At 72.4% G+C, this 15869-nt stretch carries 14 protein-coding genes and 1 pseudogene; 7 read left to right on the forward strand and 8 right to left on the reverse strand.

What is annotated here, in order from left to right; genetic code table 11:
* Positions 1-140 precede the first annotated feature (140 nt).
* From MOV08_RS36470 to MOV08_RS36480, 3 genes are all read right to left on the reverse strand, one after another.
* Positions 141-656, reverse strand: a complete 516-nt coding sequence (locus MOV08_RS36470; RefSeq protein ID WP_420834316.1) for a DUF6328 family protein — start codon at positions 654-656, stop codon at positions 141-143.
* 47 nt (positions 657-703) lie between these two features.
* Positions 704-3289: an ATP-dependent Clp protease ATP-binding subunit gene (locus MOV08_RS36475; RefSeq protein WP_039638549.1), complete on the reverse strand. Its 2586-nt coding sequence runs from the start codon at positions 3287-3289 to the stop codon at positions 704-706.
* 452 nt (positions 3290-3741) lie between these two features.
* Positions 3742-5313 carry an MFS transporter gene (locus MOV08_RS36480; RefSeq protein WP_275310458.1) on the reverse strand — a complete coding sequence of 524 codons (1572 nt, stop codon included), beginning with the start codon at positions 5311-5313 and terminating at the stop codon, positions 3742-3744.
* An 82-nt stretch (positions 5314-5395) separates the two neighbouring features.
* Here MOV08_RS36480 and MOV08_RS36485 point away from each other — a divergent pair, with 82 nt between their 5' ends.
* The 3 genes from MOV08_RS36485 (at position 5396) to MOV08_RS36495 (ending at position 8538) form a co-directional block, all read left to right on the forward strand.
* Positions 5396-6370, forward strand: coding sequence for a LysR family transcriptional regulator (locus MOV08_RS36485; protein WP_275312007.1), 975 nt, complete (start codon positions 5396-5398; stop codon positions 6368-6370).
* A gap of 96 nt (positions 6371-6466) precedes the next feature.
* Positions 6467-6637, forward strand: a complete 171-nt coding sequence (locus MOV08_RS36490; protein ID WP_167390785.1) for a hypothetical protein — start codon at positions 6467-6469, stop codon at positions 6635-6637.
* A 578-nt stretch (positions 6638-7215) separates the two neighbouring features.
* On the forward strand, positions 7216-8538 hold the full coding sequence (locus tag MOV08_RS36495; RefSeq protein ID WP_039642357.1) for a cytochrome P450: 1323 nt from the start codon (positions 7216-7218) through the stop codon (positions 8536-8538).
* A gap of 18 nt (positions 8539-8556) precedes the next feature.
* Here MOV08_RS36495 and MOV08_RS36500 read toward each other — a convergent pair whose 3' ends face one another.
* Positions 8557-9342 carry an amidohydrolase family protein gene (locus MOV08_RS36500; RefSeq protein ID WP_275310459.1) on the reverse strand — a complete coding sequence of 262 codons (786 nt, stop codon included), beginning with the start codon at positions 9340-9342 and terminating at the stop codon, positions 8557-8559.
* A 681-nt stretch (positions 9343-10023) separates the two neighbouring features.
* On the opposite strand from MOV08_RS36500, the gene MOV08_RS36505 reads away from it, so the two are divergent.
* Positions 10024-11202 carry a M64 family metallopeptidase gene (locus tag MOV08_RS36505; RefSeq protein ID WP_239010221.1) on the forward strand — a complete coding sequence of 393 codons (1179 nt, stop codon included), beginning with the start codon at positions 10024-10026 and terminating at the stop codon, positions 11200-11202.
* Positions 11203-11322: 120 nt separating this feature from the next.
* Here MOV08_RS36505 and MOV08_RS36510 read toward each other — a convergent pair.
* Positions 11323-11589: pseudogene (locus MOV08_RS36510) on the reverse strand (SDR family NAD(P)-dependent oxidoreductase); the annotation flags it as partial.
* Between the two features lie 159 nt (positions 11590-11748).
* The gene (locus MOV08_RS36515) at positions 11749-12069 is read right to left on the reverse strand and encodes an NIPSNAP family protein (protein ID WP_039638551.1); all 321 of its coding nucleotides are present in this window, start codon (positions 12067-12069) and stop codon (positions 11749-11751) included.
* Positions 12070-12172: 103 nt separating this feature from the next.
* On the opposite strand from MOV08_RS36515, the gene MOV08_RS36520 reads away from it, so the two are divergent.
* The 3 genes from MOV08_RS36520 to MOV08_RS36530 all read left to right on the forward strand — a co-directional run bounded on the left by MOV08_RS36520 (position 12173) and on the right by MOV08_RS36530 (position 14211).
* On the forward strand, positions 12173-12478 hold the full coding sequence (locus MOV08_RS36520) for an ArsR/SmtB family transcription factor (RefSeq protein WP_039638552.1): 306 nt from the start codon (positions 12173-12175) through the stop codon (positions 12476-12478).
* A gap of 103 nt (positions 12479-12581) precedes the next feature.
* A complete protein-coding gene (locus MOV08_RS36525) occupies positions 12582-12935 on the forward strand; it encodes a MerR family transcriptional regulator (protein WP_275310460.1) in 354 nt (117 codons plus the stop codon).
* 259 nt (positions 12936-13194) lie between these two features.
* On the forward strand, positions 13195-14211 hold the full coding sequence (locus MOV08_RS36530; protein ID WP_275310461.1) for a RimK family alpha-L-glutamate ligase: 1017 nt from the start codon (positions 13195-13197) through the stop codon (positions 14209-14211).
* Here MOV08_RS36530 and MOV08_RS36535 read toward each other — a convergent pair.
* Both MOV08_RS36535 and MOV08_RS36540 read right to left on the reverse strand, forming a co-directional pair.
* Positions 14174-14965 carry an SDR family NAD(P)-dependent oxidoreductase gene (locus MOV08_RS36535; RefSeq protein WP_275310462.1) on the reverse strand — a complete coding sequence of 264 codons (792 nt, stop codon included), beginning with the start codon at positions 14963-14965 and terminating at the stop codon, positions 14174-14176. The genes MOV08_RS36530 and MOV08_RS36535 overlap by 38 nt on opposite strands.
* A 220-nt stretch (positions 14966-15185) precedes the next feature.
* Positions 15186-15800 (reverse strand): GOLPH3/VPS74 family protein, encoded by a 615-nt coding sequence (locus MOV08_RS36540; protein ID WP_039638556.1) that lies wholly within the window; start codon positions 15798-15800, stop codon positions 15186-15188.
* Between the last annotated feature and the right edge of the window lie 69 nt (positions 15801-15869).

Below are 15869 nucleotides of genomic sequence, written 5' to 3' on the forward strand. Positions count from 1 at the left end.
GGCCTGCGTCCTCCCCGCCGCCCCACCCGGCGCGCCCCACACCTCCCCTCCATCGTCGCACCGCCCCCGCTGGCCCGCAGGGCGCTCAGGGCCGGGGCCGAGGGGCCGGAGCCGGGTGCTCCTGAGCCACTCCGCGGGCGCTACTCCGACGACGAATAGCGGCGCAGCACCCACGCCGGCAGCACGAACCAGCACCCTACGAACCACAGCACCAGGGCCGTCACCACCCACGGCGCCGCGCTGCCGTTCAGCGCCAACCGCAGGATGAGCAACAGCGCCGACGCCACCGTGCCCAGCAGCAGCACCACGCCGGTCAGGGCCAACCGCGACGCCCACAGCACGGTCTGCGGTTTGAGCCGGTGCCCGGAGACCAGTCGGTGGAAGGTCACCGTCCCCACCAGCGCACCGGTGGTGGACGCCCCCAACAGCAGGGTGATCACGTAGATGTTCCGGTCCGCCGCGTCGAGCGTGGCGAACCGCTGGGTGAAGACGACGGTGAGCAGGAAACCGAACAGGATCTGCACGCCGGTCTGGATGACCCGTACCTCCTGCAGGAGTTCGGTCCACCTCCGGTCGGCACGCTGCTCCTCGGTCTCGTTGCGGCCCCGCGGATAGATCAGCTCCGACTCGCTCCCGTCATCCGGCTGGCCGTTCAGGTCGACTCCTCCCGTTGCCCGCGGTCGCGCCGCTCACTTCTCCTGGTTCACTTCATCTGCTCCGCCGGACTGGCCTGGAACGACAGCGTGTCGTCGGCGACGTCCACCCGCACCCGGTCCCCGCTGGACAGCGCCCCGTCCAGCAGCATCCGCGACAACCGGTTGTCGATCTCGCGCTGGATGGTCCGGCGCAGCGGCCGGGCACCGTATTCGGGCTGGTGGCCGCGGTGGGTGAGCCAGTCCACGGCGCTGGGGGAGAAGTCGACGGCGATGTTCTGGGCGTGCAGCCTGCGGCGGGTGCCCTCCAGCAGCAGCCCGGTGATCCGGTGCAACTGCTCGTCGGTCAGCTGCCGGAAGAGGATGATCTCGTCCAGTCGGTTGAGGAACTCGGGCCGGAAGTGCCCGCGCAGCGCGCTCAGCGCCCGCTCCCGCGCGCCGTCGTCCGCGCCCGCCTCGGACGTCCCGAAGCCGAGCACCCCGCGACCGCTGCCGAGCGCCTCTGAACCGAGGTTGCTGGTCATCACGATCACGGTGTTCTTGAAGTCCACCGTGCGGCCCTGAGAGTCCGTCAGATGCCCGTCGTCGAGCACCTGGAGCAGCATGTTGAAGACGTCCGGATGCGCCTTCTCCACCTCGTCGAGCAGCAGCAGCGAGTACGGGTGGTGGCGGACCGCCTCGGTGAGCTGCCCCGCGTCCTCGTGGCCGACGTATCCGGGCGGCGCGCCGATCAGCCGGCTGACCGTGTGCCGCTCCTGGTACTCGCTCATGTCGAGCCGCACCATGCGGTCCTCGCTGCCGAACAGCGCCTCCGCCAGCGCCCGCGCCAACTCGGTCTTGCCCACCCCGGTCGGGCCGAGGAAGAGGAAGCTGCCGATCGGCCGGTTCGGGTCGGCCAGGCCGGCCCGCGACCGCAGCACCGCCTCCGACACCGCCGTCACCGCGTCGTTCTGCCCGATCACCCGGGTCTGCAGCCGCCCCTCCAGCCCCAGCAGCCGATCCTTCTCCTCCTCCGTCAGACTGCTCACCGGCACGCCCGTCTGCCGCGAGACGATCTCCGCGATGTCCTCGGCGGTCACCTCCACGATCCGCCCGTCGCCGCCCACCGGCCGCTCCTGCTGCGTCTCCTCCTGGACGTTGCGGATCCGCTCGGTGAGCGCGGTGATCCGGTCCCGCAGCTCGGTGGCCCGCTCGTACTGCTCCGAGGCGACCGCCTGGTCCTTGTCCCGGCCCAGCTGCTCCACCTCGCGCTCCAGATCGCGCACGTTGGGAGTCTTGGTGGCCGACCGCAGCCGCACCCGGGCACCGGCCTGGTCGAGCAGGTCGATCGCCTTGTCCGGCAGGAACCGGTCGGTGATGTAGCGGTCCGACAGCTCCACCGCCGCCAGCACCGCCTCGTTGGCGTACCGCACCTGGTGGTGGGCCTCGTAGCGGTCCTGGAGACCGCGCAGGATCTGCACCGTGTCGGGCACCGTCGGCTCGGGCACCAGGATCGGCTGGAAGCGGCGGGCCAGCGCGGCGTCCTTCTCGATGTACCGCCGGTACTCCTCCAGCGTGCTCGCGCCGATCACATGCAGTTCGCCGCGCGCCAGCGCCGGCTTGAGCATGTTGCTGGCCTCCAGCGCACCGCCCTCCCCGGTACCGCCGCCCGCCCCCACCACCGTGTGCAGCTCGTCGATGAAGACGATCAGCGAGTCGGAGTGCGCCCGGACCTCCTCGATGATGTTGTTCATCCGCTCCTCGAAGTCACCGCGGTAGCGGGTGCCGGCCACCACCGCGGTCAGGTCCAGCGCCACGATCCGCCGCCCGGCCAGCGTCTCGGGCACCTCCCCGTCGGCCAGCCGCTGCGCCAGCCCCTCCACGATCGCGGTCTTTCCCACGCCGGCGTCGCCGACCAGCACCGGATTGTTCTTCCCGCGCCGCGACAGCACCTCGATGGTCTGCTCGATCTGCTCCTCCCGCCCGATGACCGGGTCGATCCGGCCGGCCCGGGCCAGGTCCGTCAGATCCCGGCTGTACTTGTCCAGCGTCGGCGTCTCGTGGTGCGGCACGGGACCGTGCTCGGCCCCCGCCCCCGACGGCTGGTGCGTCCCGCCACCGCCGTGCCCGCCCGTGGACGCCTGCGGGTCGAAGTGCGCGAGGTGCAGGATCCGGCCGGCCGCCGAGTCCGGATTCGAGGCCAGCGCCTCCAGCACGTGCTCCGGCCCGATGTACGACGCCCCCGTGCCGCGCGCCAGCTCGTGCGCTCCCAGCAGCGCCCGCTTGACCGCCGGGGTCACCGCGACGCTCTTCTGCAGCGGCCCGGACCCGGCGTTGCGGTCGATCTCTGCAGCCAGCGCATCCGGATCCGCGCCCGACTGCCGCATCAGGCTCCGGGTCGGCTCCGCGCTGAGCGCCGCCCGCAGCAGGTGCTCGGTGCCCAGCTCGGGACTGCCGTGTTCGGCGGCGTACGCGGCGGCGGAGGTCACCAGATCCCGGGCCGGCCCGCTCATCAGCCGGGCGATGTCCGCCTGCCGCGGCATGGCGGTGCCCCCCTCCTCACCCGGCGACTGCGCGGAACGCCCGAAGAACCGCGCGAGGAAGTCACCAAACGAGTCCGGGCCATAACCCTCCGGACCCAGGGATCCGTTGCTCATGTGCGTCCGTTCCGCTGTCACGACGGTGCCGCGACACGCTGCCTAGTCAGGTACCTCGTGCTCACTCCCGGTGCTGTCGCCCGGTGCGTCGTCGCCGCGACGTGCGACTCCTCTGCTTCAGGATCGACGCCACCGGGACCGTTCGCACCTCCGGCACCTCCCCACCCGGGCCCCCACCGGCCGCCCGAGCGACCCGCACGCCCGCAGCGTCCCGCGGGCCGCCCCCGTGCCCCGCCCCTGGCGGAGCCCCCGAACGCCCCGCCCGAGCGACTCCCCCGAATGGCGCCGCCGCCCCGGTCCGACATGGCGCGCCGGCCCGCCACGTGGCCGGATCGCTCCCTTGTCGGTACCTCCGGTGCATGGCGCTTCGCGTCACGACCACCCCACGTGACTGACGGCCCGGGACAGCGCCGAGCCCGGCGGCCGGGCCGGGCCGGTCCTGGGCCCGCGGCTCATGCCGCCGCCCGCCGGCTGCCCGGCACGCCGGGCCGCTCCGCGTCGCGCCGCCAGACGAGCACCGTCAGGGCGATCACCGCGACGAGGACGGCCAGGGTGCGGTAGCCCTCCCCCATCGCATCGGTGAACGCCCTTGTCGCAGCGGCGTGTCCGGCACTGCCCAGGTGGTCGGCGGCCGTCATCGCGTCCGACGTCGAGTGCGCGCTGCCCGCGACGGCCGGCGGCAGACCGGCCAGGAACCGGGTGGTGACCACGCTGGCGACGACGGCGATGCCGAGGGCGCTGCCGATCTCGCGGGCGGTGCTGTTGAGCGCGGACGCCAGGCCGCTCTGCGTCCTGGGCAGGGCGGCGACGATGCCACTGGACAGGGGCGGGGTGGCCAGTCCCATACCGGTGGCCATGATCAACAGATCGATCGCGTACCGCCAGTACGGCGTCGCGGAGGTCGCCAGCGACAGCAGCACGAGCCCGGCGACGATCAGCGCCATACCGGTGGCCACCACCCGGCGGCTGCCCCACCGCCCGACCAGCCGGGCGGAGCGCGGCGAGACCACCTTCATGCACAGGCCCTGCGGCAGGATCGCCAGACCCGTTTCGATGGCGCTGAACCCCTTCGCGTAGTGCAGGTACTGGGCGTTGAGGAAGAACAGGCCGAACATCCCCAGGAAGGCACCGGCCACGCCCAGGACGCCGGCACCCACCGCAGGCGCCGCCAACAGACGCAGATCGATCAGGGGATGGTCGGCGGACAGGCAGTGCACGACGAACAGCGTGCCGAAGGCGACGGCCGCGGCGAACGCCGCCAGCACGGACGCCGATGCCCAACCCAACTCCCGTCCTTCGATCAGCCCGAACAGCACGGCGGTGAGCGCCCCGACCAGCAGCACGGCGCCCGGCACATCCGATCGGCCCGCGTGGCGCTCGGTGGCCGGAGCCCAGCGGCAGACCAGCCCGGCGAGCAGGGCGGCGACCGGGACGAAGAGGGCGAAGAACACCGGCCAGGAGAAGAACTGCAGGGTGCTGCCGGCGAGGAGGTTGCCCAGCATCCCGCCCAGTCCGGTCGCGCCCGACCAGGCACCCACCGCCCTGCCGCGCTCGCCGGGCGGAGTCACCGCCAACGAGAGGGCGAGGGTGGCGGGCATGACCAGCGCCGCACCCAGTCCCGCGACCGCCCGCCCGACGAGCAGGACCGGGACGTCCGGGGCGAGCGCGCACCCCAGGCAGCCGGCACCGAAGACGGCGAGACCGGCGATGAGGACCGGCTTGCGGCCCAGGCGGTCGCCCAACGCACCGGCCGGAACGAGCAGTCCGGCGAAGACGAGCAGATAGATGTCGACGATCCACACCAACTGTGTCGCCGACGGGTGCAGGCCGCTCCCGGACAGCTGGGGAACGGCCAGGTTGACGCCGGAGACCATCGCCTGGATCGCGATGACGGCCGCGTTCATCAGGCGCGGGACGGCGCCGCGTACCGCCGGGCGGGGGGAGCGCCCGGTGCCTGGGCTCGGACGCCGGCCGCGCGCAGGGTCGTTGCCGGCCGGGGAGTGCGCTGCACGGTGGACAGTCATGGTGCTTCCCTTCTCGCAAGGTGCGCCAACGACCGTAGAAACCCGCCCAGTTAACTTCAAATGCATGGAAGCGATGCATAAAATGCGCTCCGTGCATGCGAAGTTGGATCTCAACCTGCTCATCGCGCTCGACGCCCTGCTGGAGGAGTGCTCCGTCACCGCCGCCGCCGACCGGCTGTCGGTGTCCGAGCCGGCGATGAGCCGCACCCTGGGACGCATCCGCAAGGTCCTCGAAGACCCCGTCCTGGTACGCGCCGGCCACACCATGCAGCCCACTCCCCGCGCGGTGGCCATGCGCAGCGAGGTGCGCGCCCTCGTGCAGCGCGCCCGCACGGTGCTGGCCCCGGCCGGCCACCCTGATCCCGGCTCCCTCACCCGCACCTTCACGATCAGCGCCAACGACGCGATGGTCACCTCCGTCGGCGACCACCTGCTCACCTGCGTCGAACGGCAGGCCCCACGGGTGACGTTGCGGTTCCTCGCCGAGCCACCGGGCGACCACGCCGGACTGCGGGACGGCGGCATCGACCTGCAGATGGGCGTCCTGGGCCCGCTTGCGCCCGAGGTCCGCACCGAATCCCTCGCCACCGACCACACCGTCATGGTCATGCGCCCCGACCACCCCCTGGCCACGGGCGACCTCACCGCCGAGCGGGTGGCCGATGCCAGACACATCGTCACCTCACGCCGCGGCCGGCTGCGCGGACCGCTGGACGACGCCCTGGCCGCGCTGGGCCTGCGCCGCCGCGCCGCCGTCGTCGCCCCGACGTTCGCCGCCACGCTGCTGATGCTGGCCAACCGGCACGACGTGATCGGCTTCTTCCCCTGGCGCCAGTACCGGACCAACGTGCGCACCCTCGGCCTGGTCACCCGTGAACTGCCCTTCGCCCTGCCCCCGCTACAGCTCTCCCTGGCCTGGCACCCGCGCGACGACGCCGACCCCGCCCATCAGTGGCTGCGTTCCCGCATTCGCGACTCCGTCCAGGCGGTCCTGGAACGAGACGACACGCCCACCCACCCGTGGGGCGCCGATCGGCTCGGCCGTCGCTCCCGGTGATTCGCCCCTTCGGGTTGCTGCCGGCGGAAAGGCGTTCAAGGGCCCGATCGGGCCGCTATCTTTGAAAGCTTCACAATGCCGGAAAGGGAGGAAGGTATGAGCATCATGCCATGGACCATCGAGCGTATTCGTGAGGCGCTCGCCAGCCCGTCCCTCGCCCGGCGCTTCGACGACGAAATGGATCGGGCGCCGGCTGACGAGCGGCCGCAGGTGTTCGCGAAGTGGCAGCGGATCGCGGGCGGCCTTCGGGCGACCGGCGACCACTGACGCCTGTTGCCTGTTGCCTGTTCGGACGGGCCGGCCTGGTGACCCACCTGCTCGCGGCCCGTCCCCATAGCGGGCGCATGCACTGGCATACGCATGGACAGGCACAGGCACAGGCACAGGGCATGGGGGACGGGGCATCCGGGGCGCGCCGGTCGGGGATGTGCGTCGGGCCCAACCACGGCGACGTACATCCCCGACCCCACCCACCGGTCTCCAGGACCAACGCCGCGCGGCCGGAATGGTCACCGCCGGAATCGGTGCCGGCGGGGCGGAGCGAAGGGGCCAAGGTGGCGAGGGGAACCGGCCGAAGAGGGTGAGGGGAGGCAACCCGACCGGGCGGAGCAGCCGGGCCGGATCGGATCGGCGTGCAGCCGGGGCCAGTTGACGATCGGGCCGGTTGACGATCCGGTTTCCGATGACGTCCAGGGGCATGACCGCGCTCGCCAACCGGATTTCTGCCGGGTGCGCCGGACCACCTCTCATCGGGGCAATGTATGAGGGAACGGGATCTGGTCGTCGGCGTGGGAGGAGCAGCGGTGGAGTCCTGCGAAGAGGGTCGTCAGGCGGACGGGTCGGCCATGAACATCCCGGGCCCGGAGCCCCGGGCCGACGGCGGGGCCGGCGCCATCGCGGCGGCCGGCGGGCTGCACACCTATCAGTTACGGCTGCACGCGGAGTACGGACCGGTCGTGCGGTTCCAACTGCCCGGTGCGGAGTTGGCGGTGTCGGTCGCCGACCCCGTGCTGCTGGAGGCCACGGCCCACCTCGACAAGCGGCCGGAGCGGTTGTTCGCCTTCCTGGACCCGCTGTGCGAGGCCGGCAACCTCCAGGTGCTGCCGGCCGAAGAGCACGCCCCCTGGCGGCACCTGCTGCTGTCGGTGCTGGCCGGACGCCCGTCCCACGAGCGGCACTTCGCGCAGTTCACCGCGCTGACGACGGCGCTCGCGGACCGCTGGGCGGAGCGGGCCGACGGCGAGCCCGTCGCGTTGCAGAAGGACCTCACCGCGCTGTCCCTGCGGATGATCTGCGCGTTCGCGCTGGGCGGCGACCTCGCGGACCCGGACGGCGTAGTCGCCGCGTTCGAGGAGGTGCTCACCGAGCATCTGGGACGGCTGTACGAGCCGCCCGGCAGTGGCGCCCGGGACGGGCGTGCCGAGCGGGCGGAGCAGGCCCTCGCCTCCCTGCGGGCGACGGTGGACCGGGTGGTGACCGCGCATCGGACCAGCGACCGGATCGACCGGAGCGATCTGATCGGGGCGATGGTGGCGGCCGGCGAGCGGCCCGCGCGGATCCGCGACACCGTCATGATGACGATGTTGGCCGCCCACCACACGACCGGGGTGGCCGTCTCGTGGACGCTGTATCTGTTGGGGCGGCATCCCGACGTGGCGGCCCGCGTCGCGGATGAGGTGGACCGCGTGCTCGGTGACCGCGCGGCGCCCGAGTACGCCGACCTCCGCCGTCTCAGCTATCTGGACATGACCCTCAAGGAAGCGATGCGGCTCTACCCGCCCGGCCCGTACGGCGCGCGGGAGACGACCGAACCCCTGCGGCTGGGCGACTACACGATCCCGGCCGGGGCGACGCTCTTCTATCCGTTCTGGGCCGTCCACATGAACCCCGACCACTGGCCCGAGCCCGAGAAGTTCGTGCCCGAGCGGTTCACGCCAGACGAGGTGGCCGCACGACCCAGGCTGGCTCACATCCCGTTCGGGTTCGGGCCGCGCGGCTGCGAGGGGGCCGCCCTGGCCATGGTCGAGGCCACGTTGGTGCTGGCCGTGCTGCTCAAGCGCTTCCGGTTCCGGCCGGTACCGGGGCACGAGGTGACGCCGATCGAGCGGTTCGTCCTCTGGGCGGCCGACGACATCCGGATGCGCGTGAGCCCGAGGGCCTCTGGTTAGGCCGCGGCCCAAAGTCCTTCACAGGCCGAGCAGTTCGGCAAGGGTGTCGCCCAGTACGCGATCGCGCAGGGTGCCCGGCCGGGTGACGCGTTCGACGGTGGCGCGGGCGAGGACCGGGTCGCCGTACGGGGCGTCCGATCCGAACATCGTCCGCTCGGGCACCTCGGTGATGGCCAGTCGTACGGCGAAGATGACGTGCGCCGTCGACAGCTCCAGGTAGACGTTCGGGGTCTGGCGGGCCAGCTCGATCGCCGTCAACCAGTTCAGCCCGCCCAGTTGGCTGATCACCAGCGGGACGGTCGGATAGCGGCGCGCGAGGCCGGCCAGCGTCGCCAGGTCATCCGCGGTGGTCGGGGCGAAGCCGTGGACGACGACCGGCAGTCCACGGTGGTCGGCGGCCGCCTGGAGCACCGGCTCGATCCGACCGGCTCCGTCCGGCGGCGGGGTGAGCTCACCGATGCCGCGGAAACCCCTGCCCACCACCTCCCGTTCGACCTCGGCCGCTGTCTGCTGCGCCGTCAGGTCCAGACGCACCTTGCCGAAGCCGAGGAAGCGGTCGGGGTGGGCCGCGCAGGCCGCGTCGAGTTCCCGCCGTGCGGCCCGGTAGCCGTCCGGGGCGTCGGACCGCCCGCCGATCGTCTCGTGCAACACGCTCATCTCGCGGCGCAACGAGGCCAGATCGGTGGCCCGTTCGGGGTGCGGACGGGTGCCGAAGAGCACGGCGCGGTCGACGCCTGCCTCGTCGAGCAGGGCGAGGTGGCTGTGCACGGGGTCGTGGACGTGGCTGTGCGCGTCGATGATCAAGGCATTCTCCTGGTCGGAGGGGAACGGGCGGAGCGGTTCGAGCGGCCGCGGGGGAGTGCGGTCGCCCTGGCGCAAGTGTCGAAGGTTGACACCGTGACAAGGTCAAGCCGAGTGAGGGAGGGGGAGCTGGGGAGGGGGAGCTACGGACTGGACTGGACCGGGGCGGAGTCGGCTGGGCGGAGCGGGTGTCGGGATCGGTGCGCATGCCTGTGAAATTTCCCCCTGCGGCCGGGTGCGAGGGCGGACGGCCCCCGCAGGCCGCGCCACGTCCCCGCGGTCTTTTCACACCCCGCGCGCGGATTCACTTCCCGACCGCTCCCGACGACTCCACGTCGATCGGTCGGGCGTTCCGTGCCATCGTTGCCTGGCGTTCCGGCCGACCGTGTCAACTCGGCTCGGAGTCGACCGGCGAGCCATCAAGTAACGTGGAAAGAGGAGCACTTCGTGCACATACCGATATCCGTGCGTCGGATGAGACCGGTGGGCGCCGCCGTGGGTGCCTGCGTTCTGGCGTTCGTGAGTCTTTCCGCCTCCGCCGTGGCGGCCCCCGGCCCCCAGGGGGGCGGGGCGGAAGCCCCCGGTCCTCACCGGGTCCGGGTCGAAGTGCCTGGCCCCGCAGGCGGCGAGGCCGGGGCGGGTTACCGTTCCGTCCCCCGGACCTTCCACACCCCGAAGGCGGCCTTGACGGGACCGGGTCGGGCAGCCGACGGGCAGGTCACCAAGGTGATCGACAACGGCGACACCAAGGACCGCCTCGACGTCGTCGTCATCGGTGACGGCTACACCGCGGACCAACTCGACCAGTTCCACCTCGACGTCAAGGAGAAGTGGAACGACTTCCTGGGCGTGGAGCCCTACCGCACGTACCAGAAGCTCTTCAACGTCTGGACCGTCGACGCCGTCTCGGCGGAGAGCGGAGTCAGCGGCGACCCCGGTCAGGACGTCGTCCGCAACACCGCCCTCGGTGCGCACTTCTGGTGCGACGGCACCGAGCGACTGCTCTGCATCGACCAGCAGAAGGTCGACTCCTACGTCGCCAAGGCGCCGCAAGCCGACCTGGTGGTCGTGCTCGCCAACAGCACCAAGTACGGCGGCGCCGGCTACAACGAGGCCAGTCCGAGCCTCGGCTACGACGGCATCGCCACCTTCTCCGCCCACAACAAGGACTCCAGCCAGGTCGCCGTCCACGAGACCGGCCACTCCCTCGGCAAGCTCGCCGACGAGTACTTCTACCCCGGTGTGCCGGAGTACGAGCAGTACACCGGGCCGGAGATGCCGCAGGCCAACTCGTCCGTGCTGACCGCGGACGCGATGGCCGGCGCGCGCGCCAAGTGGTACCGCTGGCTTGGCGCGACCTCGCCGGACGGCGGGGCCGTCGGCGCGTACGAGGGCGGCAACTACTACGTCAAGGGGCTGTACCGCCCCACCGACAACTCCCTGATGCGCACCCTGGGCAAGCCCTTCAACCTGCCTGGCGCCGAAGCCATGATCGCCGGCTTCTACCGGCACGCCAAGCCGGCCGTCCCGGTCGGCGGCGCCCGGACCTGGAGCAGCACGGCCCGCCTGGCGCTGCCCCGGGCGAACGACACCGCGCACGGCAGGGTGACCGTCCGCTGGTATCTCGACGGGAAGGAGCTGCGCCGCCACCGCGACCGCGACCGGGTGGCGATCGGCGAGTTGACGCTGGGCCGCGGCGCCCACCGGCTGACGGCGACCGTCACCGACGCCACCTCCGCGGTGCGCGACCCGGCCGTCCGCGCCTCCCTGACCGGCTCCACCAGTTGGACCGTGCAGAGCGGCCGAGGGGCCGCCGTGGACGCCACCACCCGCGCCGTGGCGAAGCCGGACGGCGCGCGGTAGTCGGACGTCGACGGACCGGACGACGGCTGGACGGGGTGGTGGAGCCCCCGTCCAGCCGTGGGTGCGGTGCCGGCCCGGCCGGTGTCCGTCGTCGCGCCTCGTGCCCTGCGAGCCCTCAGCTCACCACGGGAGCGGGCCCGCGGCGTCGAAGTAGCCGCAGGTGGGGCCGTCGGGCGTCACCTGCGCCATGCGGACGATGATCTCGGCGCCCTCCTCGACGGTCTGCGTGCCGGCGTGTGCGTTCAGGTCGGTCGCGGTGTAACCGGGCTCCACCGCATTGATCCGGATGTCGGGGAACGCCTTGGCGTACTGCACCGTGATCATGTTGACCGCGGCCTTCGACGCCGGATAGGCGACGCCCGGGTAGGCGTACCCCGGCGCGTCCGGGGTGCGCGCGGTCTCGAAGCCGAGGCCCTTGTTCGCTCCGGTGATCAGCGTGGTCGTCATGCCTCCAGGTTCCCGCCGGGCGGCGCGGCCGGCCAGGGGTTTCCTCGTCCTGGGATCGGCGCTACCAGGCAGGCCCGCCGGCGGCCGGGGTCGTGGTGGTCATGGCACGGGGGAGAAGTCGGTCGGCGCGAGGATCCGGTTCTCCATGGTGAGGAGCAGGTCCGCACGCTTCATTTCGGCCAGATATGCCTGCCAGTCCGGGTCGGCGTACAGCGCCGCCCGGCGGCGTTCCCGGTCGGCCTGGTCCTCGTAGGCCCAGAGGTGGACGACCTGGTCGTGCCGGCCCTCGACCGGGACGTACCACCCCAGGCACCGGCCGAGGTACCGCTCCTGGAGCGGGTAGCCCTTCTCCCGGTAGAGAGCCACCCAGTCCGCCACGCGGGTGGGCCGGATGGTGTACACGCGATGGTCGACGATCATGACGCTCCCCTGTCGCAGTCTCGTGCGGTGGTCGTTGTCCGTGCTCCCGTCCGACCATACATCGATGTTCGTCGATCATCGATGTAATGCCTACACTGGGGCCATGCGCTCCCTCGACCATCCGCAGCTGTCCTCGGTCTCGCTGTCCGACGCCCTCGCCGCGCTGGCCGATCCGACCCGCCGGGCGATCGTGCGCGTACTGACCGACGGCCAAGAACACCCGGCCGGCGACTTCGACCTCGGCGTCGCGCAGTCCACGCTCAGCCACCACATGAAGAAGCTCCGCCAGGGCGGCATCACCCACAGCCGGCCGGAGGGCACCCGCTGCTGGGTCTCGCTGCGCCCCGAATTCGACGAGCGGTTCCCGGACCTGCTGCGCACCGTGCTCACCCTCGACGCGGGCGCCTGACGCCGGGCCGTCAACGGGCCGCGCGGCGGGGGAATGCCGGCGCTGCGAACGGTGTTGGTGCCTGGCGTCGGGGCAAGGTCGACCCGGACGGGGAGCGGGAGCGATGCTGATCGGGCAACTGGCGAGGCGCACCGGAACGAGCGAGCGCCTGCTCCGGTACTACGAGCGCGTGGGCCTGCTCGCCTCGCGCCGACTCGCCAACGGGTACCGCGACTACGACGACGCGGCCGAACGGACGGTCCGTCAGATCCGCGCCCTGCTCGCGGCCGGACTGCCCACCACCCTGATCCGGCAGGTGCTGCCGTGCGGCCTGGCCGACGGCTCGCTGCGCCCCTGCCCCGGAGTCCTGGACAAGCTCCGCGCCCAGCTCGCCCACCTCGACCGGCGCGCCGACGAATTGGCGCAGGCCCGGCTGACCCTCCGCCAGGCGATCGACGCCACCGAACGGACCGCCTAGGACCTGTCGTCAAACTCCCGTCGTTCGCCCGGAGGGCGGGGCGGTCGGTCCGTCGGTCCATGGGGCCCCGCTCGCCGCTCCGTGGCCGGTCACGTCCTGTCAGGCCCCGCGTCGCCATTACGCTCGGAGGTGTCGGGCTCGCGGATCGTCGCGGGCAAGCGGTGGCGCAGCCCGGCGAAGGGCGTGCCGAACGTTCGCCGGTCGGGCCGGGAGAGGCTCCTGCCGGCTCCAGCGGTCAGCTAGGGAAGAGGAGCAGGGGATGCCGTCGGCGATCGACGCACCGGCCGAGGTCTGGGTGCTGGCGCGGGAACACCCGGCGCCGCTGATGAGGGCGACCCGGGCCCTGAGCCAGGCACTGGAGGAAGCGTACGGGCCGCGCTTCGCCGTCTGGCATTCCGATGAGCTCCTCTTCGGCGTGCGGGACGGCCGGTTGGTGCTGCAGAACCTGGGCGGCCAGGACGTCCCACCGCCCAAGGTCGTCCTGGTGCGGCAGACACCCGGCTCCATGGCGCAGCACCGCGAACTGACCCTGCTCCGGCACCTGGAGCACCTGGGGGCCGTCCTGATCAACTCGGCGGCGGCCCACCAACTCTGCGGCAACAAGATCTGGCAGTTCCAGGAGCTGGTCTCCGCCGGACTGCCGGTCCCCGATTCCCTGTCGTACGCCACCGCGCCCTTCGCCGGGGTGGTGCGCAGCCCCCAGGTCGAGACGCCGTGCGTGGTGAAGAGCGTCAACGGGCGCAACGGCGCGCATGTGTTCCTGGCCCCGGACGCGGAGATGCTGCAGTCGCTGTCGGGCAGCCTCGCCCAGGACGTGCCGCTGATCCTCCAGGAGTACGTCGCTCCCTCCCACGGGCGGGATCTGCGGGTGCTCGTCGTGGACGGTGAGTCGGTCGCGGCGCAGATCCGCAGCTCCCGTGACGGGTCCCTCGCCTCCAACCTCGCCCGGGGCGCCTCCGCCGAGCTGTGCCCGGGCCGCTATCCGGAGGGCGAGGCCCTGGCGGTCCGGGCCGCCCGCGCGCTCGGCCTGACCGTCGCGGGGGTCGATCTGCTCTTCACCGCCGACGGCGGCCACACCCTCTGCGAGGTCAATGCGGTGCCCGGCTGGCGGCCCCGTATGACCACGGTGATCCCCGCGATCCTCGCCACCGTCGAGAAGCTCCTGGCCGGGGCCCGGGCGCCGAGCGGGGATGCCGCCACCGGCCGGGCGACCGCGGCGGGAGGCGGCGCGGGCGGCCTCACCGACGCCAGAGGTAGCGTCCCAGGGCTCGTTTGAGGGGGCGGGGAGTGAGGGGGAGCAGCGCCGCCGCGACCTTGTAGGGAGCCCCGGGCACGCAACGCCCGCTGCCGGCCGCGACGGCTTTGAGGCCGGCGGCGGCGACCTGCTCCGCCGCCAGCCAGCAGAACCCCGGCACCCAGGCGGCGGTGAGGCCGTTCGAGGCGAAGTAGTCGGTCCTGGTCAAGCCGGGCAGCAGCGCGGTGACGTGGATGCCTGCGCCGCGGTTCTCGATGGCCAGGGCCTCCGAGAAGTGGGTGAGGAACGCCTTGGTCGCGGAGTAGGTGGCCAGCGAAGGTGAGGGCAACTCGCCCGTGAGGGACGAGACGTTGAGGATTCCGCCGTGCCCGTCCGCCCGCATCCGCGACAGCACGCACCGGGTGAGCCGCACCGCTGCCTGGCTGTTCAGCCGTACGGCGGCCTCCTCGTGGTCCACCGGGAGATTGGCGAAGACGCCCGCCGCCCCGGAACCGGCGTTGTTGACCAGGAGCTCGACCGGCCGGGCCGCGTCGGTCAGACGGGCCTCCACCCGCGTCAGCTGTTCGGCGTCGGTGAGGTCCGCCGGCAGGACCTCCACCTCGACGCCGTGCGCGCGGCGCAGTTTCTCGGCGAGGTCCCGCAGCAGCGGCTCCCGGCGGGCGACGAGCACCAGGGTGACGCCCCGGGCCGCCAACTGCCGGGCCATGGCCGTTCCGATGCCGCTGGAGGCGCCGGTGATCAGCGCGGATCGGTAGGGATAGGGCCGGTCAGCCACAGGCGAGCTCCCCTGTCGGCGGGTGCGCGGGCCCCAACGACGCGGCCGAAGGGCGTCCGTTGGGAAAGGGGCGCATGTCGAGCAAAAACCGTACAACACCTGAAGTCCGGCATGACAGGGCGCACGGGATCGCGAGACGCGGGCGGGCGTGCGCCTCCGCTGAAATGGCGCGAGAGGTGCGGAGCTCGGCCGGCTTGCCGGCGGTCTTCCGTGGTCCGCGTCAGTCGCCGCGCCAGATGTTGTCGAAGGCGGCCTGCTCGATCGCGCGTCGTTGCCGCATGGCCTCCAGGTGCATCAGTGCGCCGTGGACGGCGGCCAGCACGGTGTCCACGGCGTCGTCGTCCACCCCCGGCGGGTCCGCGGCCTCCGTCCGGTCCTCGCCGTGGAGCCCGAGGGCCGCCGCGAGGGCGGTCAGGACGGGCTCGTCGGCGGCCCGGCGGTGTGCCGCGGCGCGTCGCTGCGGGGAATCGGCCAGCACGATCTGGCCGGCCCGCAGGGGGATCCCGCGGCGGCGCTGCCGACTGAGCAGTCCTTCCGCTTCCAGGGTCGCCAGATAGGTCGCGGACAGGCCGCGGCCGCGGCGCCACAGCCAGTCCTCGACAGACTCGTAGGGCGTCTCGCGGACCAGGTCCGCCGCCGCCCGGTCCAGCAGGGGATCGTCCGTGCTGGGGCGGTAGCCCGGCACGATGCGATCGTCGTCCAGGGTGAGGGCCTGGGCAGCGAGGAGGTCGATCACCTCGGCCCCGGCGAGCGCCAGTGACAGGTCGCCCTGTTCCACGGGGTGGCCGGGCGCCACGTCCACGGCGGTGATCATCAGGTCCCGTGCGGTGCTCATCGCTCAGGTTCGCCTCGATCCGGAGGGTCGAAGGGGTCGTTCCGCACGTCACACCCGGCGGCGGTCCCG

The organism is Streptomyces yunnanensis (assembly GCF_029011865.1).
Lineage (GTDB): Bacteria > Actinomycetota > Actinomycetes > Streptomycetales > Streptomycetaceae > Streptomyces > Streptomyces yunnanensis.

Bases quoted from the DNA above. Each gene is read 5' to 3' on its own strand.
- MOV08_RS36475 (WP_039638549.1), bottom strand. From the start codon at position 3,289: ATGAGCAACGGATCCCTGGGTCCGGAGGGTTATGGCCCGGACTCGTTT.
- MOV08_RS36480 (WP_275310458.1), bottom strand. From the start codon at position 5,313: ATGACTGTCCACCGTGCAGCGCACTCCCCGGCCGGCAACGACCCTGCG.
- MOV08_RS36485 (WP_275312007.1), top strand. From the start codon at position 5,396: ATGCGCTCCGTGCATGCGAAGTTGGATCTCAACCTGCTCATCGCGCTC.
- MOV08_RS36490 (WP_167390785.1), top strand. From the start codon at position 6,467: ATGAGCATCATGCCATGGACCATCGAGCGTATTCGTGAGGCGCTCGCC.
- MOV08_RS36495 (WP_039642357.1), top strand. From the start codon at position 7,216: ATGAACATCCCGGGCCCGGAGCCCCGGGCCGACGGCGGGGCCGGCGCC.
- MOV08_RS36515 (WP_039638551.1), bottom strand. From the start codon at position 12,069: ATGATCGTCGACCATCGCGTGTACACCATCCGGCCCACCCGCGTGGCG.
- MOV08_RS36520 (WP_039638552.1), top strand. From the start codon at position 12,173: ATGCGCTCCCTCGACCATCCGCAGCTGTCCTCGGTCTCGCTGTCCGAC.
- MOV08_RS36525 (WP_275310460.1), top strand. From the start codon at position 12,582: ATGCTGATCGGGCAACTGGCGAGGCGCACCGGAACGAGCGAGCGCCTG.
- MOV08_RS36530 (WP_275310461.1), top strand. From the start codon at position 13,195: ATGCCGTCGGCGATCGACGCACCGGCCGAGGTCTGGGTGCTGGCGCGG.
- MOV08_RS36540 (WP_039638556.1), bottom strand. From the start codon at position 15,800: ATGAGCACCGCACGGGACCTGATGATCACCGCCGTGGACGTGGCGCCC.